Genomic DNA, 15,934 nt, shown 5'->3' on the forward strand with positions numbered 1-15,934 from the left:
AAGAGCGAGTGAACACTCGCCGACGGGTTCATTCCGTTGCCGGCCGATGGTCGTAGCTGATCACCCGCTCGGCCAGCCAGCGCCCATCCACGCGGCGCCAGACCTGGATGAAGCGGGCCTGGCCGGTCCAGTGCTCGACACCCTTTGCATCGCGCTCGTGGAAGCGGTGGTCGCCGATCTCCAGGGCGCGATCGTCGTGCAGCGGAAACACCTGCAGCGAGCTTTCCACCAGCTCGCGGCGCAGATGGGTGCGGTTGGCGCGGGTGCTCTCGCACAGGGCGGCCACGCTGCGGCGGAAGTCGTCACGCTTGCTGGCGGACTTGCCCGCCTTGTCATGGAAGAACTCCATGTCTTCAGTGGTCATGGTCGCGGCCTTGTCGGCATCGCAGTCGTCGAATGCGGCGGCGAACAGCTGCGCGTCGGCCTGGTGGATCTGCTCGCGCAGGTCATCGGAGGGCGCGGGTGCGGCGGCGAGGCCGGCGGCCAGCAGGGGTAGGGTGAGCAGCAGCATGGCGAGGCTCCAGGGCGGGATTCATGCAGGCTCGCACGGCGCTCCGAGGGCCGCAGCCGCCCTGCGACGAAACGGGATTTCCAGGGAGTGAATGCCCGCATTGGTGGATCGGCCGGTTGGCGTGTCCTGTGCAGAGGGTGTCATGGCCGCCGGCGATTCCATCACGACCGCGATAGGGCCCGGTCTCTAGCCTGAGATCCTCCCCTTCCACAGGAGCTCCCATGCCAGCCTCCCGCATCCGCCTGCACGTTGAAGACACCGGTGGCGACGGCCGCCCGGTGATCCTGATCCATGGTTGGCCGTTGTCAGCCGATGCGTGGAAACAACAGGTGTCGATCCTGCGCGACGCCCAGCACCGGGTGATCAGCTACGACCGCCGCGGCTTCGGTCGTTCCGACAAGCCGGCCGAGGGCTATGACTACGACACGCTGGCGGCGGATCTGGCCGGGCTGATCGAGGAACGTGATCTGCGCGATGTCACTCTGGTCGGCTTCTCGATGGGCGGTGGTGAGGTCGCGCGCTATGTGGCCAATCATGGGCAGGAGCGCCTGCACAGCGTGGTGTTTGCTGCGGCGGTACCGCCGTTCCTGCTGCGCAGTGATGACAACCCGGAAGGTCCGTTGACCCGGGAAAAGGCTGCCGAGATGCGCAGTGGTCTGGAGAAAGATCGCGAGGGGTTCTTCGATGGCTTCACCCGCGATTTCTTCAGCGCCAATGGCCAGCTGATGGTGACCGAAGAGACGCGCCAGGCGGCGATCGCACTGTGCCATCAATCCGACCAGACGGCGGCGCTGGGTTGCATGCACGCGTTCGCGAGCACCGACTTCCGCGACGATCTGAAGAAGATCACCGTGCCAACGCTGGTCCTGCATGGCGACAGCGATGCGATCGTGCCGTTCGAAGGCTCAGGCCAGCGCACGCACCGGGCTGTTCCAGGCAGCGAGGTGGTGATCCTTGAAGGCGCGCCTCATGGCTGCAACACCAGCCATGCCGACCACTTCAATCTGGCGCTGCTGAACTTCCTGAAGCGGTAAGCTGCGGCCATGCGTGAGCCGAAGACACCCCCGTGGAAGAAGCCCAATCCCAAGGGCCAGGTCTCGCAGCCGCTGTCACCTGCGCAGAAAGAGGCGGCGCGGCAGCGTGCGGAAGAGAACGGACGGCGCTACCCGAACCTGGTGGACAACATGTGGGCGGCGAAGCTGCCGCGGTGATCCTGATCTGTAGAGCCGAGAGCCATGCTCGGCTCCGCACTGCGTCCATCCACGCATGGCGTGGATCTACTGCAACAGAGGCCTGGCCTGGGCCCGGTGCTGCGTGTAGTGCAGAGCCATGCTGGCTTGCGCGCTCGGCTCTACCGTTCGGCCAGCGGCTTCCAGCCGGGTTCCCGCCAGGGTGAGATCTCGCTCTGACGGACGGTGATTGCCTCCGTCGGCAGCCCAGCCAGGCGCGCAAGCTCCGCACGCATCACGTCGCCGTCCACAGGCACGGGCGTAGCCACCTGCAGCCGATCACGCTGATGCCTTACCTGCACCGGCAGCGTTGCATGCGCCTGATGCTCGCCGCCGGTGCGCCCGATCGGGTAGCGCAGGGTTACAGGCCGCGACAACTGCGCCAGTGTGGGCTGCCACGCCTGCAGCACAAGCGTCTGCCTTGCAGCGGGAACGTGCACTTCAGCAATGGTGGCCGGGTAGCCGGCAAGGCTCTCGACCATCACCTGGAAGCGCGCGCCATCCGGCATGACCAGTACGGCGGCGATCAGTGCGCAGAGCGAAACGAAAGCTGCCGCGAGGTTCCAGCTTCGCGGCGCCGTAGCCGGGCGAGTCGCGTTGCGCAGCCCCGGTTTGCGCCGCAACTTGCGCGTGTAGATGCGTCGATCCTTCCTGCGTGGGCTGCTGCTGTGTTCGGGAAGGTTCAATGGAACGCGGGGAAGGCGTGCCACGCGAGCCTTGATCAGGCGCGACAGCAGCATCCAGGCCAGCACGAACGCCAGCAACGGAAACAGCGTCCGCACCCACAGATACAGCGTGACCATCCACGATACCTCGACGTACGACCATCCATGCCCATCCACATCCTACCGGGGCGGACGCGGGCTGTCGTATCCGCCCGCCGACAACCAGGGAACGCTTGGTTAGGATGGTTCTTTGTTGTCATGGACGAACCGATGGCCTCTGCTGCTACCCGCTTCTGCCGTATCTGTGGTCCTGGCCCGATCCTGCTGGTACTGCAGGTAGTGGCACTGCTGGCGGTTGTGCTGGCCGCAGGTTTCTTCCACTACCGCGTGGGACTGCTGCTGGAGCCGGTGGATGAAGCCTGTGGTGGCCCCGATCCTGCCGCGCGCATGCAGGTGGCCGAACAGCTGCTGGCGCGCTCCACGGCGTTGGCGCCGTGGCAGCCGCTGCAGTGGATCCCCATGGCCGGTGTGGTGCTGGCTCTGCTCGGCGCGATGTCGATCAGCGTCTACCGGCTGGGGCGCCTGTCGGGACGCCTGCGACGCGCCAACTGGGGGTTGATGGCGCTGCACGCCGCAATCCTGGCACTGGCCGTCAGGGCATTGCATCTGTACGACATGGCATGGACCAGCGTGGCCAAGCTGTCCCCAGCGGCGTGCCTGGTGGAACTGGGCGGACAGGGCCGGCTGCCGTTGGCGCAGGCACAGCGGGTGGTGTTCGAGATCCTCACCCACGAGCATGCCCCGCTGCTGCGTAATCCCGATGACTTGGCGCTGGTGCTGGCCGCGTTGATGCTGATGGCGATGGCCGCGGGATTCATGCTGTGGCGGGCAATCGTGCGTGAGCGCCAGGCGCAGCCGTCCAGCCCATAGTGGGTGTGTGACCGGCCGCGCACCCGTAATCGCGCTAGAGTCGCCACTTCGCCCCTGCAAGGAAGTGCTGATGCGTTGGTTGCTGCGTGCTGTGCCGTTGCTGCTGTGCTCGCTGGCGGTACACGCCGCTGAAGTGGACCGCCGGATTGCGGTGACCATCGACGACCTGCCATGGGCGCGGGTGGACGAGATCGTGCCGCCGGACCTGCAGGCACGGCATGAGGCATTGATGGACCAGCTGCGCCAGGCGGCCGTGCCGGTGGTCGGTTTCGTCAACGAGAACAAGCTGGAGGTAGACGGGCAGGTGAAGCCGGCGCGGGTGCAGATGCTGCGCGATTGGCTGGACGCCGGTTATGAGCTTGGCAACCACACGTATTCGCACATGGATCTGAATGCCAAGGGCGTACCTGCGTTCCAGCAGGATTTCCTGCACGGCGAGACGGTGCTGCGGCCGCTGCTGGCCGAGCGCGGCCTGAAACCGCAGTGGATGCGCCATCCCTACCTGCGGGCTGGGCGCACGCCGGAAGAGCGCGCGGAGATGGACGCGTTCTTCCAGGAACACGGCTACCGCGTGGCGCCGGTCACCGTCGACAACGGCGAGTGGGTGTGGGCGTTCGCCTATGCCAACGTGATGAACGAGCAGCCCGATTCCCCGGCACGCGAGGCGACGCTGGCGCAGCTGCGCAAAGGCTACGTGCCCTACATGCTGAACAAGCTGGACTACTACGAGAAGCAGTCGCAGGCGCTGCTGGGCCATGCGCTTCCGCAGGTGTGGCTGATGCATGCCAACGAACTCAACGCGGCCACGTTCGCCGAACTGGTGGCTGCGACGAAGCGGCGTGGCTATCGCTTCATTTCGCTGGACGAGGCGATGCGTGACCCAGCCTATGCACGTGGGGCCGAGGGCTACAACGGTCGCTACGGCCCGAGCTGGCTGCACCGCTGGGCGATGGCGGAGAAGAAGCCGAAGGACTTCTATGCCGGTGAGCCGGTGGTGCCGGCGTGGGTGATGAAGCTGGCGAAAGTGGACTCGGAATGAAGCTCAGCGCTTGACGGCCAGCACGCCATCAAGCGCCAGCTCGGCCTTGAAGCCAGCCTTTTCCAGGCGTTTGGCCACTTCGCGCGGCACGTCGCGACCGCTGGTCAGCTTGTTCGGCGCGCCGGTGTAATGGAACAGCCGGCCGCCCTTGCGGATGACGCGGGCGAGGTGGTCGTAGAACACCTGCGAGTACAACTCGCCGGCAATGCCGAAGCGCGGCGGGTCGTGCAGGATCGCGTCGACACTGTTGCTGGCCACTTGTTCGATCTGCTGCGAGACATCGCCGTGGCTGAACTGCAGGCGGCCCCCTGCGGCCGCCGAGTCCGGATCAGGTGACCACGGATTGAGCGTGCGCAGCCACATCACGTCGGCGTTCTTCTCGAACGAGCGGATCTGGCCGACACCGGCCTCCAGCGCGCAGGCGGCGAAGTAGCCCAGGCCGCCGCAGGTATCGAGGATGACCTTGCCGGCCGGGGCGACCAGCTCGACCTTGCGGCGTGCATCCTCGAACGGCGACAGCTTGGAGGTCGGCAGCATCTTGATGCCGTCGATCTCGAAGGTCGGTGCGCCCCATTCGGTGGGCACCAGCTTGATCAGCGAACCGCTGTAGCGCGAGATCGGCGCGAACTCCTCGCCATCCCAGTAGTACAGCGTGCGGTCCTTCAGCTTGCCCGGCCACGGGTAGGCCTGGCCACGGAAGTGGAAGCCGTCGCCATCCAGCGCCACGCTGTCCTCGCTGCGGCCGAGGTCGAGCGAGCCCCGCCAGTCGGCAGCGCCCTTGTCATGGGCACGGCGCAGGGTGTCGGCGCTGTCGCGGGTCAGCAGGGGGCCGTTGTAGTGGGGCACGGCAGGTACCGGGGCGGTTCGGGGGAGGGCATGGTACCGCAGGGCTCATGATGGGTTGAAAGGGTGATTTCCGACCATGGTCGTTGAAAGCAACGGTCCATGGGGCATGTGCAACTAATCCGTATGGCGGGATGCCGCGACGCGGCCTTCAGTGAAAGGCTGAAGGCCGCCTAAAATCAGTTGCCTACTGGGCGAACTGAGTTCCGCGATTGGAAGCGCATTGCCTTGGTATGCACACGTCCAGCGAGGTGCTCACGAATCGTGACTCCATTACGGTGCAAATGACGCCAATTCCCTCGCTGAGATAGAAAGGGGATGAATAATGACGTGTATCGCTAAGGTAGCATCTGCCGTTGTCAATACCGATCTTGGCTGTTCGGGCTCCCGCGACGGAGCTTTCAGCGTTCATCTGGCCTGTTGAGTAATAGGAGATGCCCACAGGAACACGTCCACTCGGCGCAGTTGCCGTAACCCAGTCAATACTCTTCGAATTCAATTTTGAGGTTGGATTCCCAGGGGTGTTTTCGCGAGTGCATACCCAGCCTGCTGCCGGCCCTTCAATCGTCCCTTCCCCTTGAGATGGTTCCATATCCATGGAAAGGCAGAAAGCTTGGTGATAGAGCTTGGTCGCCTCCGATTGGTCGCTGTATCGATAGATCAGTCGTCCAAATCCATCCGGCTTCAGATGCTGATCAACTTGAATCTGCCCCCCATCGAAGTCTGGCCAAGTTGTACGGCGAACAATGATGATCTCTCCTTGGGCGCTGAGCTCCGTTCTGTCGACGCTCAATGGTGTTTCTGCGAATGCAGGCGAGGCCGTGGCGATTGCCAGACACAGGATCAGTGTGCGGTTAATCATCTACGAGTCTCCGTTCTTCGGTTGCGGAGACACTAGGCTCAACAATGTTCAGTTTTTAGATTGTGACCCGCACCGTACTTGACCAAATTTCAAACTTTTCTTACTAGTTTGAATGTTGATCCATTGCTCAATCGCACTTCACCGCATACACCGGCCCAGCCCCGATCAGCATCAGCGCCATGTAGTCACTGTCGCTGGCCTTACCCTTCAGCGACGCGCCCTTGTTGAAGTGGAAGATGCCGAAGCCGCCGGCCATGCGGATCAGCGCCTCGTCGATCTGTTCGGCGTCATCGCGGAAATAGCGGCTGATCTCGCTGCGGGAGGCCTTGTGCAGGGCATTGGGTTCGCGCTGCCACTGGTCGCCGCGACTGAAGGAAACGAAGTATTGGCCGCCTTCCTTTTCGATGCGGAAGTCGGCCGGTTTGCGCGCGCTGGTGGCGAAGCAGCCCTGCAGGGGATCGGCGGAGAACGGAAGCCCGGCGTCGCCACCGCAGGCAGTGAGCAGGAGGAGGGCACCGGGCAGCAGCAGGCGGAGCGTGCGCATGGGATGTCCCTACAGGGCAGGTGCGGCTAGTGTAGGCAGCAGGCGGGCGTGGCCCGTACAGAAATTCGGCAAGAAGAAAGGGGTTTTCGGATGGCGCAGGGCAAGGCACCGTGGTGCGGCGTGGCCAGTTGGCTGGGGATCGCTGTGGGTTGGGGGGCTGGCACGTTGGCCGCGCAGGCAGCAGTGGCCGCGGGCGGCAATGGCATGGCCGCCGGACTGGGCGTGGGCGTGCTGGGTGCAGCACTGGTCGGCGGCGGCCTGGCAGTGGCCTCGCGCGTGCGGGGCGAGCGTTGGCCGTGGATCGGTATTGCCGGCGCCGTGATCAGTGCGCTGCCGCTGCTGATGTACCTGCTGCGGATGATGTTGAAGCTCTAGGCGGTAGTGCCGAGCGATGCTCGGCTGATGGCCTGCGACAGCCGAGCATGGCTCGGCTCTACAGATTCGACCGCAGTCGCGCAGGATCAGCTGCGGTGGATCTCCACTGTCACGTGCACCAGCTCCTCATGGATGGCCAGCGCGTTGCGCACGGTATCGGCATCCAGGCTGGCATCGCTGGTGACCACGCTGGCACTGACCGCGTACTTGCCGCGCCCTACCTGCCAGACGTGCAGGTCGGCCAGACGGGCCGGCCACGGGCCCTGTTCGATTACTTCGCGTACTTCGGCCACCACCGGTGCGTCCATCTGCGCGTCCAGCAGGATGCGGCCGCTGTCGCGCAGCAGGCCTACAGCCCACACCGTGACCAGCACGGCGCCGACCAGGCCCATCGCCGGGTCCAGCCAGGTCAGGCCCAGCAGCTTGCCGCCGAGCAGGGCGACGATGGCCAGCACCGACGTGGCGGCGTCGGCCAGAACATGCACGTAGGCCGAGCGCAGATTCAGGTCGTGACCATGCGCGTGATCGTGGTGCGCGTGTTCATGCCCGTGGTGATCGCCATGGGCGTGCCCATGGTGGTGATGCGCATGCCCCGGGCTGTCGTGCAGCCACCAGGCGCACAGCAGGTTCACCGCCAGGCCGACGACCGCAATGGCAATGGCTTCGTTGTAATGGATCGGTGCCGGCACCCACAGCCGCTCCAGCGACTGCACCGCCATCAGTGCAGCGACACCGAGCAGGGCGATGGCACTGGTATAGCCGGCCAGGATTTCGATCTTCCAGGTACCGAAGGCGAAGCGCGGATCGTGCGCGTAGCGGCGAGCACAACGGTAGGCGAACACCGACAGGCCCAGCGCCAGCGCGTGCGAGCTCATGTGCCAGCCGTCGGCGAGCACGGCCATGGAGTTGAACCACCAGCCGCCAACGATCTCCACCAGCATCATGCTGACGGTGAGCCACATGGCGCGGCGGGTATTGCGTTCGGCCAGCGGGTTGCCGTCGTCGAAGCGGTGTTCGTGGCGGCGGGCGGCGGCAAGGGCGTCCAGATGCATGGGCAGACCAGGGGTGGAAGGATACCCCCATAGGGTATACGATCTCGCCATGGCCCATGTACACAAGAATCGAAAGCAACTGCTGACCCGGGTACGCCGTATCGGCGGCCAGGTGGCGGCGTTGGAACAGGCGCTGGACAAGCCCGAGGGCGAGGCGGGCGACTGCGCGGACGTGCTGGTGCAGGTCGCCGCGGTGCGCGGTGCCGCACACAGCCTGCTGATGGAGCTGCTGCACGAGCACCTGCAGGAGCACGTGGTGGGCGCCGAAGACCCGCAGCAGCGGGCCGCCGAAGCCGAAGTGCTGGTGGAGCTGCTGCGCCGCTACGGCAAATAGGCCGTGGGGTGGGGTAGAGTCGACTGTTAGTCGACTGCTCTTTGCCCAGGCGGCATGAGATCCCTCGCTTCGCGCGATAGTCGACTAACAGTCGACTCTACCCTGCGTGCCGGTGCCGCGCGTTCCAGATATGCGTTGCGGCCAGCAGCAGGCTGCCGGTAACGGTCATCGGCGTTTCCCAGTCATGCGAGGGAAGGGCCAGCGCGCCGGCCAGCAACAGCCCCAGACCGGCACCGGCGGTGGCCCAGGCCAGTGCGGGCAGCGGATGACGTCGCTCGGCCCGCCACAGCGCGTAGCCGGTCAGCGGCAGGGCGATGGCCACGAACAGCAGGTGCACCCATTCCGCTTCGGCCCAGGTGCCGAACAGCGGCAACGCGGCGGCGAGCAGAGGCAGTGCCAGGCAATGGAGCAGGCACAGGCTGGACAGGGCGACCGCACCGGCATCGAGCAGGGCGGCGGAAGGCGACTTCATCGGGGGAGGTTCCTTGCACAACATATGTTATACAGTAACATTTCCGTTCCGCAGCCAACCCGCTCCGACATGAACACTGTTTCCCGCGCCGACCGTCGCCTTCCGGTCACCGTGCTGTCCGGCTTCCTCGGGGCCGGCAAAACCACCCTGCTCAACCAGATCCTGCGCAACCGTGAGGGCCTGCGCGTGGCGGTCATCGTCAACGACATGAGCGAGGTCAACATCGACGCACAGCTGGTGCGCGAAGGCGGCGCCGAACTGCGCCGCACCGAAGAGACGCTGGTGGAATTCAGCAACGGCTGCATCTGCTGCACGCTGCGTGATGACCTGCTGCAGGAAGTGCGGCGCCTCGCCGATGCGGGTCGCTATGACTACCTGCTGATCGAATCGACCGGCATCGGCGAACCGATGCCGGTGGCCGCGACGTTCGCGGTGCGCGACGAGCACGGCTTCAGCCTGAGTGACATTGCGCGCCTGGACACGATGGTGACCGTGGTCGATGGCAGCGCCTTCCTTGCCGACTTCGGCTCGACGCTGCGCCTGGCCGAGCGTGGCCAGCAGGCCGGCCCGGAGGATGACCGCGGGGTGGTTGACCTGCTGTGCGAGCAGGTCGAGTTCGCCGACGTGATCGTGGTCAGCAAGGTGGACCAGGTGGACGACGAGGTGCTGCAGGACACGCTGGCCGTGCTGCGCGGGTTGAACCGCGACGCCAGGCTGCTGCTGTCCAGCTTCGGCGATGTGCCACTGGCCGAACTGCTGGATACCGGTCGCTTCGACATGGAGCGTGCGCAACGTGCACCCGGCTGGGTGAAGGAACTGCGTGGTGAGCACACACCCGAAACCGAGGAGTACGGCATTGGCAGTTTCGTCTACCGTTCGCGGCGGCCGTTCCATCCCGGGCGCTTCGCGCGCGCGCTGCAGTCGGGCATGCCCGGCGTGATCCGCAGCAAGGGCTGGTTCTGGCTGGCCAACCGCATGGACTGGGTGGGTGAACTGAACACGGTGGGCGCGGCGACACGCACGCAGGCGGCGGGCTTCTGGTACGCCGCGCGCGATCGTGTGCGTGCGGGCATCGAGGACACCACACCGCTGCTGCCGCCCACGCCGTTGCCTTACAGTGACCTTGGCTGGGCCCGGCAGCAGGCCGACTGCTGGAGCGCGCCGTTGCCGGGCCTGGAGGAGTTTCCGGATTCGGCCGCGCACGCGGCGATGCAGCGGCTGTGGCATCCCTTGTGGGGCGATCGTCGTCAGGAACTGGTGGTGATTGGCGTGCACATGGATGAGCGCGCGGTGCGTGCGGAGCTGGATGCCTGCCTGCTCAATGACCAGGAACTGCGTGCGGGGCCGCTGCTGTGGCAGCAGCTGCCGCAGTCGTTCCCGGTGTGGAAGCGTTGATCGAACGGCTCCTGTAGATCCCCGCCATGCGTTGATGGCGGTTCAACCGGTCTTTGCCCGCCTTGTAGAGCCGAGCCCACGCTCGGCTGGCGGATCATTCCATCCACGCATGGCGTGGCTCTAATGCAACTGCAGCCGAGCGTGGGCTCGGCTCTACAGAATCGAATCCACGCATGGCGTGGATCTACAGCGTCTCGCGCCACTGCCAACCGTCTGCGGTGACGTGCAGCACCTGTGTTGGTCGCAACGCCTGCAGCAGATGCCGGTCGTGGCTGACCATCATCAGTGCACCCGGCCAGGCCGCAAGCAGTTCCTCCAACGCCTGCAATGCACTCAGATCCAGCGCATTACCGGGTTCGTCCAGCAGCAACAGCTGGGGTGCGGGATCGGCATACAGGACGCTGGCCAGCGCACCCTTTACGCGCTCGCCATCGCTGAGGCCATGGGCTGCCCGCTGGATGCGTTGTGCGTCCAGCCCGAGCAGGGCAAGCCGCGTGCGCAGTTCGCCCACATCGGTGCCCGGGTTTGCCGCCTGCACTGTCTCCAGGATGCTGTGCCCGCCAGACAATCCCAACAGCTGCTGGTCAAGCAGTGCCAATGGCGCATGCCGTTGCACGGTGCCACTGCGCGCGGGCAGGTGCCCTGCCAGCACACGCAGCAGGGTGGATTTTCCAGCACCGTTGTCACCGACCACAGCGATGCGCTGCCCGCGTCGGATCTCGAGCTGCAATGGAGCGCTGCACCCATGCGGAAGCACCAGCGACTCCGCTTGCAGCAGGCGTGAACTGCCGCGTTCGCCTTCACCGGCAAACAGTGCCAGTTCCGGCGCCGCGTGAACCGCTGATGCCGCTGCGCGCAGCTGGCCGGCGCTGGCCAGCAGGCGCTCGGCCTGGATCTGCTGCGATCGACCCTGGCTGGCCTCGGCGCGCTGCTTCTGCCGGCCCAGCAGGATCGGTGCCTGGTTGGCCTGCTTCGCATCGCGGTTGCCGCGTGCCTGGCGTTGCTGCTGCCGTTCGTGCTGCTCACGCGCGCTGCGCTGCTGCTGGCGGTGCTGGGCGCGCGCATGGTCGAGTTGGGCGGCGGCAGCTTCGCGTTCGGCGGCACGCGCGTCGGCGTAGTGCTGCCACGGCCCGCCATAGCGGTGCAGTCCCCGTGCGTCCAGTTCGACGATCTGCTGCATGTGCCCAAGCAGCTCGCGATCATGGCTTATCGCCAGCAGGCCGCCACGCCATTGCTGCAGCTGTTCGTACAGCTGCTGTCGATGCCGCACGTCGAGATGGTTGCTGGGTTCGTCCAGGATCAGCCAGTCGGCGTCGCTGGCCCAGGCACCGGACAGCGCCACCTGCATCGCCTGGCCACCGCTGAGGCGTGCGGCGGGCTGGTCGGGATCGAGATCGCCGGGCAGGCGTAATGCCTGCCATTGCTGTTGCAGGCGATCACGCAGATCCCAGTGGTCACCGACGCAGGCGAAGTCGGCCTCATCCACGCTGCCCGCTTCGATGCGCGTCAGCGCGGCCAGTGCCTTGCCGACACCGGCGAGCTCGCCCACGGTGCCGGACGGTGGATAGCCGGGCGTGGGCAACAGGAATACGCGGCCGCTGCCGCGTACCTGGCCGCTGTCGGGTGACAGGCGGCCGGCCAACAGGCGTGCCAGCACGCTCTTGCCGGCGCCGTTGGCACCGACCAGGCCGGTGGCGACCGGATCGAAGGAAAACGACAGGTCGGAAAACAGAGGACGGCCGTCGGCCAGCCGATACGACACGCGATCGAGCGTGAGGGAATGTGTGGTCATGCGACCTCCATGGATGCCGGGTTCTCCCCTGCGCGCAGGGGCGGGAAGAGTCAGGCCGTCTGTTGGGAAGACGGCGGCATCAATGGCGCATTGGTCGCGAGCCTCTGGGAGGAATGAGCGGCCAGTATAGCGGCAGTGGCTGAATGGTCAGGTGTGCGGCCGCCGGGCATGGCCCGGCGCTACCGATGGTCGGGTGGTTCTGTAGAGCCGAGCCGATGCTCGGCTTCCTTTCGCCGCGAGAAGCATCCACGCATGGCGTGGATCTACCGCGACGTGGCGTATGCCGTGGAGCTTTCGGGCCTACGGCACGGTTTCCAGGCGTTCGCTGACGAAATCGATGAACACCCGCAGCTTCGGCAGCACGTGGCGGCCGGAGGGCCACAACAGGTGGAAGATGCCGCAGGAATGCACATGCTCGTCCAGCACGGTGACCAGGCGACCGTCGGCCAGCGCATCGCGCACCGAGTGCACCGGCACGAAGGCCAGGCCGATATCGCGCAGCGCCAGTGCCACCCGCGCTTCGATGGTGTTGGCCACCATGTGCACCGGCAGTTCCTGTGGCGTCTGATCATCGGGCCAGTGGATCGGCCACAGTTCCAGCTTGCCGGTGCTGGGGAAGCGGTAGTGCAGCAGGGTGTGCTGCATCAGCTCCGCTGGCGTGCGTGGAATGCCGCGGCGCTGCAGATAGGCGGGGGAGGCGACGATGCGGCGCGGGAACACGCCCAGCCGCCGTGCGTTCATGCGCGAGTCGCTGGGCTCACCGACGCGCAGCACCGCATCGAAACCTTCCTCGATGACGTCGACCAGCCGATCGCTGAAATCCAGGTCGAGGCGGATGTCGGGATACGCCGCCATGAATTCGGCCATCAACGGCAGGGTGAGGTCGCCGACCAGGGGCAGGCTGATGCGCAGCGTGCCCTTGGGTGAGGCGTGTGGCTGCGCCAGTTCGGTGCGGGCAGCGTCGCGCTCGTCGAGGATGCGCCGGCAGCGCGCCAGGAACAGCTGGCCCTCGGCGGTGAGGGTGATGCTGCGCGTGCTGCGATGGAACAGGCGCACGCCCAGCGCGTGCTCCAGCCGCGCCACGCACTTGCCCGCTGCCGAGGCGGATATGCCCTGCAGACGCCCGGTCTCGACAAAGCTGCGGGTGTCGGCGGCATGCACGAAGGTCTGCAGGTTGGCGAGGTTGTCCAGGACTGACATGGGCGTGCGGGCGGTGAAAGCGGCAGGGTAGGTCGGCGCGACCGCTGCGGGCGGCTCCGCCATCGCAACACTGTGGTGCGGGGGGAGTGGGGACCGTTGCGGCCTTGCAGTTCCGGCCATCATGCCGATTGCGGACTGCACGGTCCATGATGCCCGGAGCGGCAACCGGCTTTTTGCGCGGACGCCCGCTGCCTAACGTGGCGGCCTCTCCCCCATGGATCACCGCGATGAATGCCGCTCCTTCCTTCGAACCTGCGCCGACACTGCCTTCGGTGCAGCGGCTGCTGCAGCAGGTCCACCCGCAGCGCCTGGTCGGTGCGGTGGTGCTGGTGCGCGAGCACGGCGTGCTGCGCCATGCCAGCGCCACGGGCCTGGCGGATCGCGAGTCGGCCACGCCGATGCAGCGCGACCAGCTGTTCCGGCTGGCCTCGGTGAGCAAGCCGCTGCTGACCACGGTGATCCTGCGCCTGGTGGCCGAGGGCGTGCTCGACCTCGATGCACCGGTGCAGCGCTGGCTGCCGGACTTCCGCCCGGCGCTGGCCGATGGCAGCACGCCGCCGATCAGCCTGCGCCAGCTGCTCAGCCACAGCAGCGGGCTGGGCTACCGCTTCCTCGAAGCCGAAGCGGATGGCCCCTATGCGCGCGCGGGCGTCAGCGACGGCATGGATGCCAACCCGTTGACCCTGGCCGAGAACGTGCGCCGCATCGCGCAGGCGCCACTGCTGTTCGCACCGGGCAGCCAGTGGATGTATTCGCTGGGCGTGGACGTGGCCGGCGCAGTGGCGGAAGCGGCAACCGGTGAAACCCTGCAGGCCTTGTTCGCCCGCTTGCTGGCTGCGCCCTTGGGCCTGCGCGATACCGCATTCGCCACCCACGATGCGGCACGGCTGGCCACGCCGTATGTCACCGACACACCGCAGCCGCACCGCCTGCACGAAGGCGAGGTGGTCGCCCCGTTCGAGGGCACGTTGGGCATCGAGTACAGCCTCGCCCGCGCGACCGATGCCAGCCGGTTCCCTTCGGCTGGCGCAGGCCTGGTGGGTAGCGCCGATGAGGTGATGACGGTACTGGAGGCGCTGCGCGACGGGCAACACTCCGGCGTGCTGCCGCCCCAGCTGTTGGCGGAGATGGCGGCCCCGCAGGTGGGCGAGCAGGGGCCGCCGGAACCGGCGGGTTGGGGTTTCGGCCTTGGCTTTGCGGTGCTGCGCGATGCGGCCGCCAGCGGCACGCCGCAGCACGCAGGTACATGGCGGTGGGGCGGTGCCTACGGGCACAGCTGGTTTGTCGATCCTGCGCGCGGCCTGAGCGTGGCTGCGCTGACCAACACGCTGTACGAAGGCATGGACGGCGCCTTTGTCGATGAACTGCGCGATGCGGTGTATGCCGACCTGGGGACTGCACGATGAGTGGCCATGCCATCGATGCGGCCAGCCCGGCCGGTGAAGCCACGCGTCTGCCATGGGCCGGCCTGCTTGCACTGGCCGGCGGCGGCTTCATTACCCTGCTGACCGAGACCTTGCCGGCCGGTGTATTGCGGCCGATGGGCGACAGCCTGGGCGTGAGTGATGCGGCGGTGGGGCAGCTGGTGAGCGTGTATGCGCTGGGCTCGGTGATGGCCGCATTGCCGATGACCGCGCTGACCCAGCGCCTGCCACGACGCCCGCTGTTGCTGGCGGCGATTGCCGGCTTCGTGGTGGTCAATACACTGACCGCGTTGAGCAGCAGCTATGCGCTGATCCTCGCCGCACGTTTCCTGGCGGGCGTGAGCGGCGGGCTGCTGTGGTCGCTGGTGGCCGGCTATGCCGCACGCATGGTGGTGCCCTCGCTGCAGGGCCGGGCGATTGCGGTGGCAATGGTCGGATCGCCGTTGGCGCTGTCGCTGGGCGTACCGGCGGGCACGCTGCTGGGCCAGCAGATCGGCTGGCGCTGGGCGTTCGCATTGATGAGCGTGCTGGGCGTGGGGCTGCTGGCGTATGCGCGTTGGGCGCTGCCAGCCTTGCCTGCTGCGGGTTCCGGCAAGCGCACATCGCTGGGCGCGGTCTGGCGCATGCCCGGCGTGCGCAGTGCACTGCTGGTGATGGTGTTGTACGTGCTCGCACACAACGTGCTCTACACCTACATCGAACCGCTGGCAGTGGAGGCGGGGGCGGGCCCGTGGCTGGACCGCCTGCTGCTGGCCTTCGGCCTGGCGGCGATTGCCGGCATCGGTATTGCCGGCTGGGGCGTGGACCGCCACCTGCGCACGTTGGTGTGGGCGGCGGTGATCGGCTTCATCCTGCCGGTGCTGGCGCTGCTGCTGTGGCCGGGCAACGCGACCGCGCTGCTGCTTGCAACGATCCTGTGGGGCGTGGCATTCGGCGCGGTGCCAACCCTGTTCCAGACCGCACTCGCCCGCCGTGCCGGTGCCGCCGCAGATCTGGCGCAATCGATGCTGGTGACCGGCTGGAACCTGGCCATTGCTGCGGGAGGTGTGGCGGGGGGTGTGCTGCTGCAGGCCGGTGGGCCCACCCAGTTGGGATGGTTGCCGTTGCTGCTGCTGGCGGTGACCGCTGCATGGTTGCTGGCGCGGCCGAAGGCGTGGGTGTAGGCCGCGATCATCGGTGATGTGGTGCCGGCCAACCGCCGGCACTACCGTGGTTCACGCCATCCACGCATGGCGTGGATCTACCGAGCGCAGCGACCCGCGTTCGC

The 15,934-nt window shown here is 66.6% G+C and carries 18 protein-coding genes; 9 read left to right on the forward strand and 9 right to left on the reverse strand.

Annotated elements, in window-relative coordinates; all coding sequences use genetic code 11:
- Positions 1-28 precede the first annotated feature (28 nt).
- Positions 29-511: a DUF4440 domain-containing protein gene (locus QP552_RS02055; protein ID WP_286074825.1), complete on the reverse strand. Its 483-nt coding sequence runs from the start codon at positions 509-511 to the stop codon at positions 29-31.
- Between the two features lie 221 nt (positions 512-732).
- Here QP552_RS02055 and QP552_RS02060 point away from each other — a divergent pair, with 221 nt between their 5' ends.
- The gene (locus QP552_RS02060) at positions 733-1,545 is read left to right on the forward strand and encodes an alpha/beta hydrolase (RefSeq protein ID WP_111113729.1); all 813 of its coding nucleotides are present in this window, start codon (positions 733-735) and stop codon (positions 1,543-1,545) included.
- A 9-nt stretch (positions 1,546-1,554) separates the two neighbouring features.
- On the forward strand, positions 1,555-1,722 hold the full coding sequence (locus QP552_RS02065) for a hypothetical protein (protein WP_181454028.1): 168 nt from the start codon (positions 1,555-1,557) through the stop codon (positions 1,720-1,722).
- A gap of 140 nt (positions 1,723-1,862) precedes the next feature.
- Here the strand turns inward: QP552_RS02065 and QP552_RS02070 are convergent, their stop codons facing one another.
- Positions 1,863-2,543: a hypothetical protein gene (locus QP552_RS02070; protein WP_286074827.1), complete on the reverse strand. Its 681-nt coding sequence runs from the start codon at positions 2,541-2,543 to the stop codon at positions 1,863-1,865.
- A gap of 132 nt (positions 2,544-2,675) precedes the next feature.
- On the opposite strand from QP552_RS02070, the gene QP552_RS02075 reads away from it, so the two are divergent.
- Together QP552_RS02075 and QP552_RS02080 are read left to right on the forward strand one after the other, a co-directional pair.
- Positions 2,676-3,335 (forward strand): hypothetical protein, encoded by a 660-nt coding sequence (locus QP552_RS02075; protein WP_286074828.1) that lies wholly within the window; start codon positions 2,676-2,678, stop codon positions 3,333-3,335.
- 70 nt (positions 3,336-3,405) lie between these two features.
- Positions 3,406-4,374, forward strand: coding sequence for a polysaccharide deacetylase family protein (locus tag QP552_RS02080; RefSeq protein WP_286074829.1), 969 nt, complete (start codon positions 3,406-3,408; stop codon positions 4,372-4,374).
- A 3-nt stretch (positions 4,375-4,377) separates the two neighbouring features.
- Here the strand turns inward: QP552_RS02080 and QP552_RS02085 are convergent, their stop codons facing one another.
- The 3 genes from QP552_RS02085 to QP552_RS02095 form a co-directional block, all read right to left on the reverse strand.
- A complete protein-coding gene (locus QP552_RS02085) occupies positions 4,378-5,220 on the reverse strand; it encodes an MnmC family methyltransferase (protein WP_286074830.1) in 843 nt (280 codons plus the stop codon).
- Between the two features lie 184 nt (positions 5,221-5,404).
- The gene (locus QP552_RS02090; RefSeq protein ID WP_286074831.1) at positions 5,405-6,079 is read right to left on the reverse strand and encodes a hypothetical protein; all 675 of its coding nucleotides are present in this window, start codon (positions 6,077-6,079) and stop codon (positions 5,405-5,407) included.
- A 127-nt stretch (positions 6,080-6,206) separates the two neighbouring features.
- Entirely contained in the window at positions 6,207-6,623 is a 417-nt protein-coding gene (locus QP552_RS02095; protein WP_286074832.1) for a hypothetical protein, read from the reverse strand.
- A 90-nt stretch (positions 6,624-6,713) separates the two neighbouring features.
- Between QP552_RS02095 and QP552_RS02100 the strand changes: the two genes are divergently transcribed.
- Positions 6,714-6,998, forward strand: a complete 285-nt coding sequence (locus tag QP552_RS02100) for a hypothetical protein (RefSeq protein ID WP_099560730.1) — start codon at positions 6,714-6,716, stop codon at positions 6,996-6,998.
- A gap of 86 nt (positions 6,999-7,084) precedes the next feature.
- Here QP552_RS02100 and dmeF read toward each other — a convergent pair whose 3' ends face one another.
- Positions 7,085-8,050, reverse strand: coding sequence for a CDF family Co(II)/Ni(II) efflux transporter DmeF (gene dmeF / locus QP552_RS02105; protein WP_286074834.1), 966 nt, complete (start codon positions 8,048-8,050; stop codon positions 7,085-7,087).
- A 49-nt stretch (positions 8,051-8,099) separates the two neighbouring features.
- On the opposite strand from dmeF, the gene QP552_RS02110 reads away from it, so the two are divergent.
- Entirely contained in the window at positions 8,100-8,384 is a 285-nt protein-coding gene (locus tag QP552_RS02110) for a metal/formaldehyde-sensitive transcriptional repressor (protein WP_106550496.1), read from the forward strand.
- Between the two features lie 97 nt (positions 8,385-8,481).
- Here QP552_RS02110 and QP552_RS02115 read toward each other — a convergent pair whose 3' ends face one another.
- Positions 8,482-8,856: a MerC domain-containing protein gene (locus QP552_RS02115; protein ID WP_108270577.1), complete on the reverse strand. Its 375-nt coding sequence runs from the start codon at positions 8,854-8,856 to the stop codon at positions 8,482-8,484.
- A 69-nt stretch (positions 8,857-8,925) separates the two neighbouring features.
- On the opposite strand from QP552_RS02115, the gene QP552_RS02120 reads away from it, so the two are divergent.
- Positions 8,926-10,251 (forward strand): GTP-binding protein, encoded by a 1,326-nt coding sequence (locus QP552_RS02120; RefSeq protein WP_111113736.1) that lies wholly within the window; start codon positions 8,926-8,928, stop codon positions 10,249-10,251.
- A 184-nt stretch (positions 10,252-10,435) separates the two neighbouring features.
- Here QP552_RS02120 and QP552_RS02125 read toward each other — a convergent pair whose 3' ends face one another.
- On the reverse strand, positions 10,436-12,043 hold the full coding sequence (locus tag QP552_RS02125) for an ATP-binding cassette domain-containing protein (protein ID WP_286074837.1): 1,608 nt from the start codon (positions 12,041-12,043) through the stop codon (positions 10,436-10,438).
- A gap of 300 nt (positions 12,044-12,343) precedes the next feature.
- Complete coding sequence (locus tag QP552_RS02130; protein WP_106550526.1) at positions 12,344-13,243, reverse strand: LysR family transcriptional regulator; 900 nt, start codon at positions 13,241-13,243, stop codon at positions 12,344-12,346.
- 227 nt (positions 13,244-13,470) lie between these two features.
- On the opposite strand from QP552_RS02130, the gene QP552_RS02135 reads away from it, so the two are divergent.
- Positions 13,471-14,649: a serine hydrolase domain-containing protein gene (locus tag QP552_RS02135; RefSeq protein WP_286074838.1), complete on the forward strand. Its 1,179-nt coding sequence runs from the start codon at positions 13,471-13,473 to the stop codon at positions 14,647-14,649.
- A complete protein-coding gene (locus tag QP552_RS02140) occupies positions 14,646-15,830 on the forward strand; it encodes an MFS transporter (protein WP_286074840.1) in 1,185 nt (394 codons plus the stop codon). The genes QP552_RS02135 and QP552_RS02140 overlap by 4 nt, the downstream gene beginning before the upstream one ends.
- Positions 15,831-15,934 lie beyond the last annotated feature (104 nt).

It is taken from the genome of Stenotrophomonas sp. 59 (assembly GCF_030291095.1).
GTDB classification, from domain to species: Bacteria; Pseudomonadota; Gammaproteobacteria; order Xanthomonadales; family Xanthomonadaceae; genus Stenotrophomonas; species Stenotrophomonas maltophilia_Q.

Coding starts and splice junctions, on each gene's coding strand:
- QP552_RS02055 (WP_286074825.1), bottom strand. CDS start 511: ATGCTGCTGCTCACCCTACCCCTGCTGGCCGCCGGCCTCGCCGCCGCA.
- QP552_RS02060 (WP_111113729.1), top strand. CDS start 733: ATGCCAGCCTCCCGCATCCGCCTGCACGTTGAAGACACCGGTGGCGAC.
- QP552_RS02065 (WP_181454028.1), top strand. CDS start 1,555: ATGCGTGAGCCGAAGACACCCCCGTGGAAGAAGCCCAATCCCAAGGGC.
- QP552_RS02070 (WP_286074827.1), bottom strand. CDS start 2,543: ATGGTCACGCTGTATCTGTGGGTGCGGACGCTGTTTCCGTTGCTGGCG.
- QP552_RS02075 (WP_286074828.1), top strand. CDS start 2,676: ATGGCCTCTGCTGCTACCCGCTTCTGCCGTATCTGTGGTCCTGGCCCG.
- QP552_RS02080 (WP_286074829.1), top strand. CDS start 3,406: ATGCGTTGGTTGCTGCGTGCTGTGCCGTTGCTGCTGTGCTCGCTGGCG.
- QP552_RS02090 (WP_286074831.1), bottom strand. CDS start 6,079: ATGATTAACCGCACACTGATCCTGTGTCTGGCAATCGCCACGGCCTCG.
- QP552_RS02095 (WP_286074832.1), bottom strand. CDS start 6,623: ATGCGCACGCTCCGCCTGCTGCTGCCCGGTGCCCTCCTCCTGCTCACT.
- QP552_RS02100 (WP_099560730.1), top strand. CDS start 6,714: ATGGCGCAGGGCAAGGCACCGTGGTGCGGCGTGGCCAGTTGGCTGGGG.
- dmeF (WP_286074834.1), bottom strand. CDS start 8,050: ATGCATCTGGACGCCCTTGCCGCCGCCCGCCGCCACGAACACCGCTTC.
- QP552_RS02110 (WP_106550496.1), top strand. CDS start 8,100: ATGGCCCATGTACACAAGAATCGAAAGCAACTGCTGACCCGGGTACGC.
- QP552_RS02115 (WP_108270577.1), bottom strand. CDS start 8,856: ATGAAGTCGCCTTCCGCCGCCCTGCTCGATGCCGGTGCGGTCGCCCTG.
- QP552_RS02120 (WP_111113736.1), top strand. CDS start 8,926: ATGAACACTGTTTCCCGCGCCGACCGTCGCCTTCCGGTCACCGTGCTG.
- QP552_RS02125 (WP_286074837.1), bottom strand. CDS start 12,043: ATGACCACACATTCCCTCACGCTCGATCGCGTGTCGTATCGGCTGGCC.
- QP552_RS02130 (WP_106550526.1), bottom strand. CDS start 13,243: ATGTCAGTCCTGGACAACCTCGCCAACCTGCAGACCTTCGTGCATGCC.
- QP552_RS02135 (WP_286074838.1), top strand. CDS start 13,471: ATGAATGCCGCTCCTTCCTTCGAACCTGCGCCGACACTGCCTTCGGTG.
- QP552_RS02140 (WP_286074840.1), top strand. CDS start 14,646: ATGAGTGGCCATGCCATCGATGCGGCCAGCCCGGCCGGTGAAGCCACG.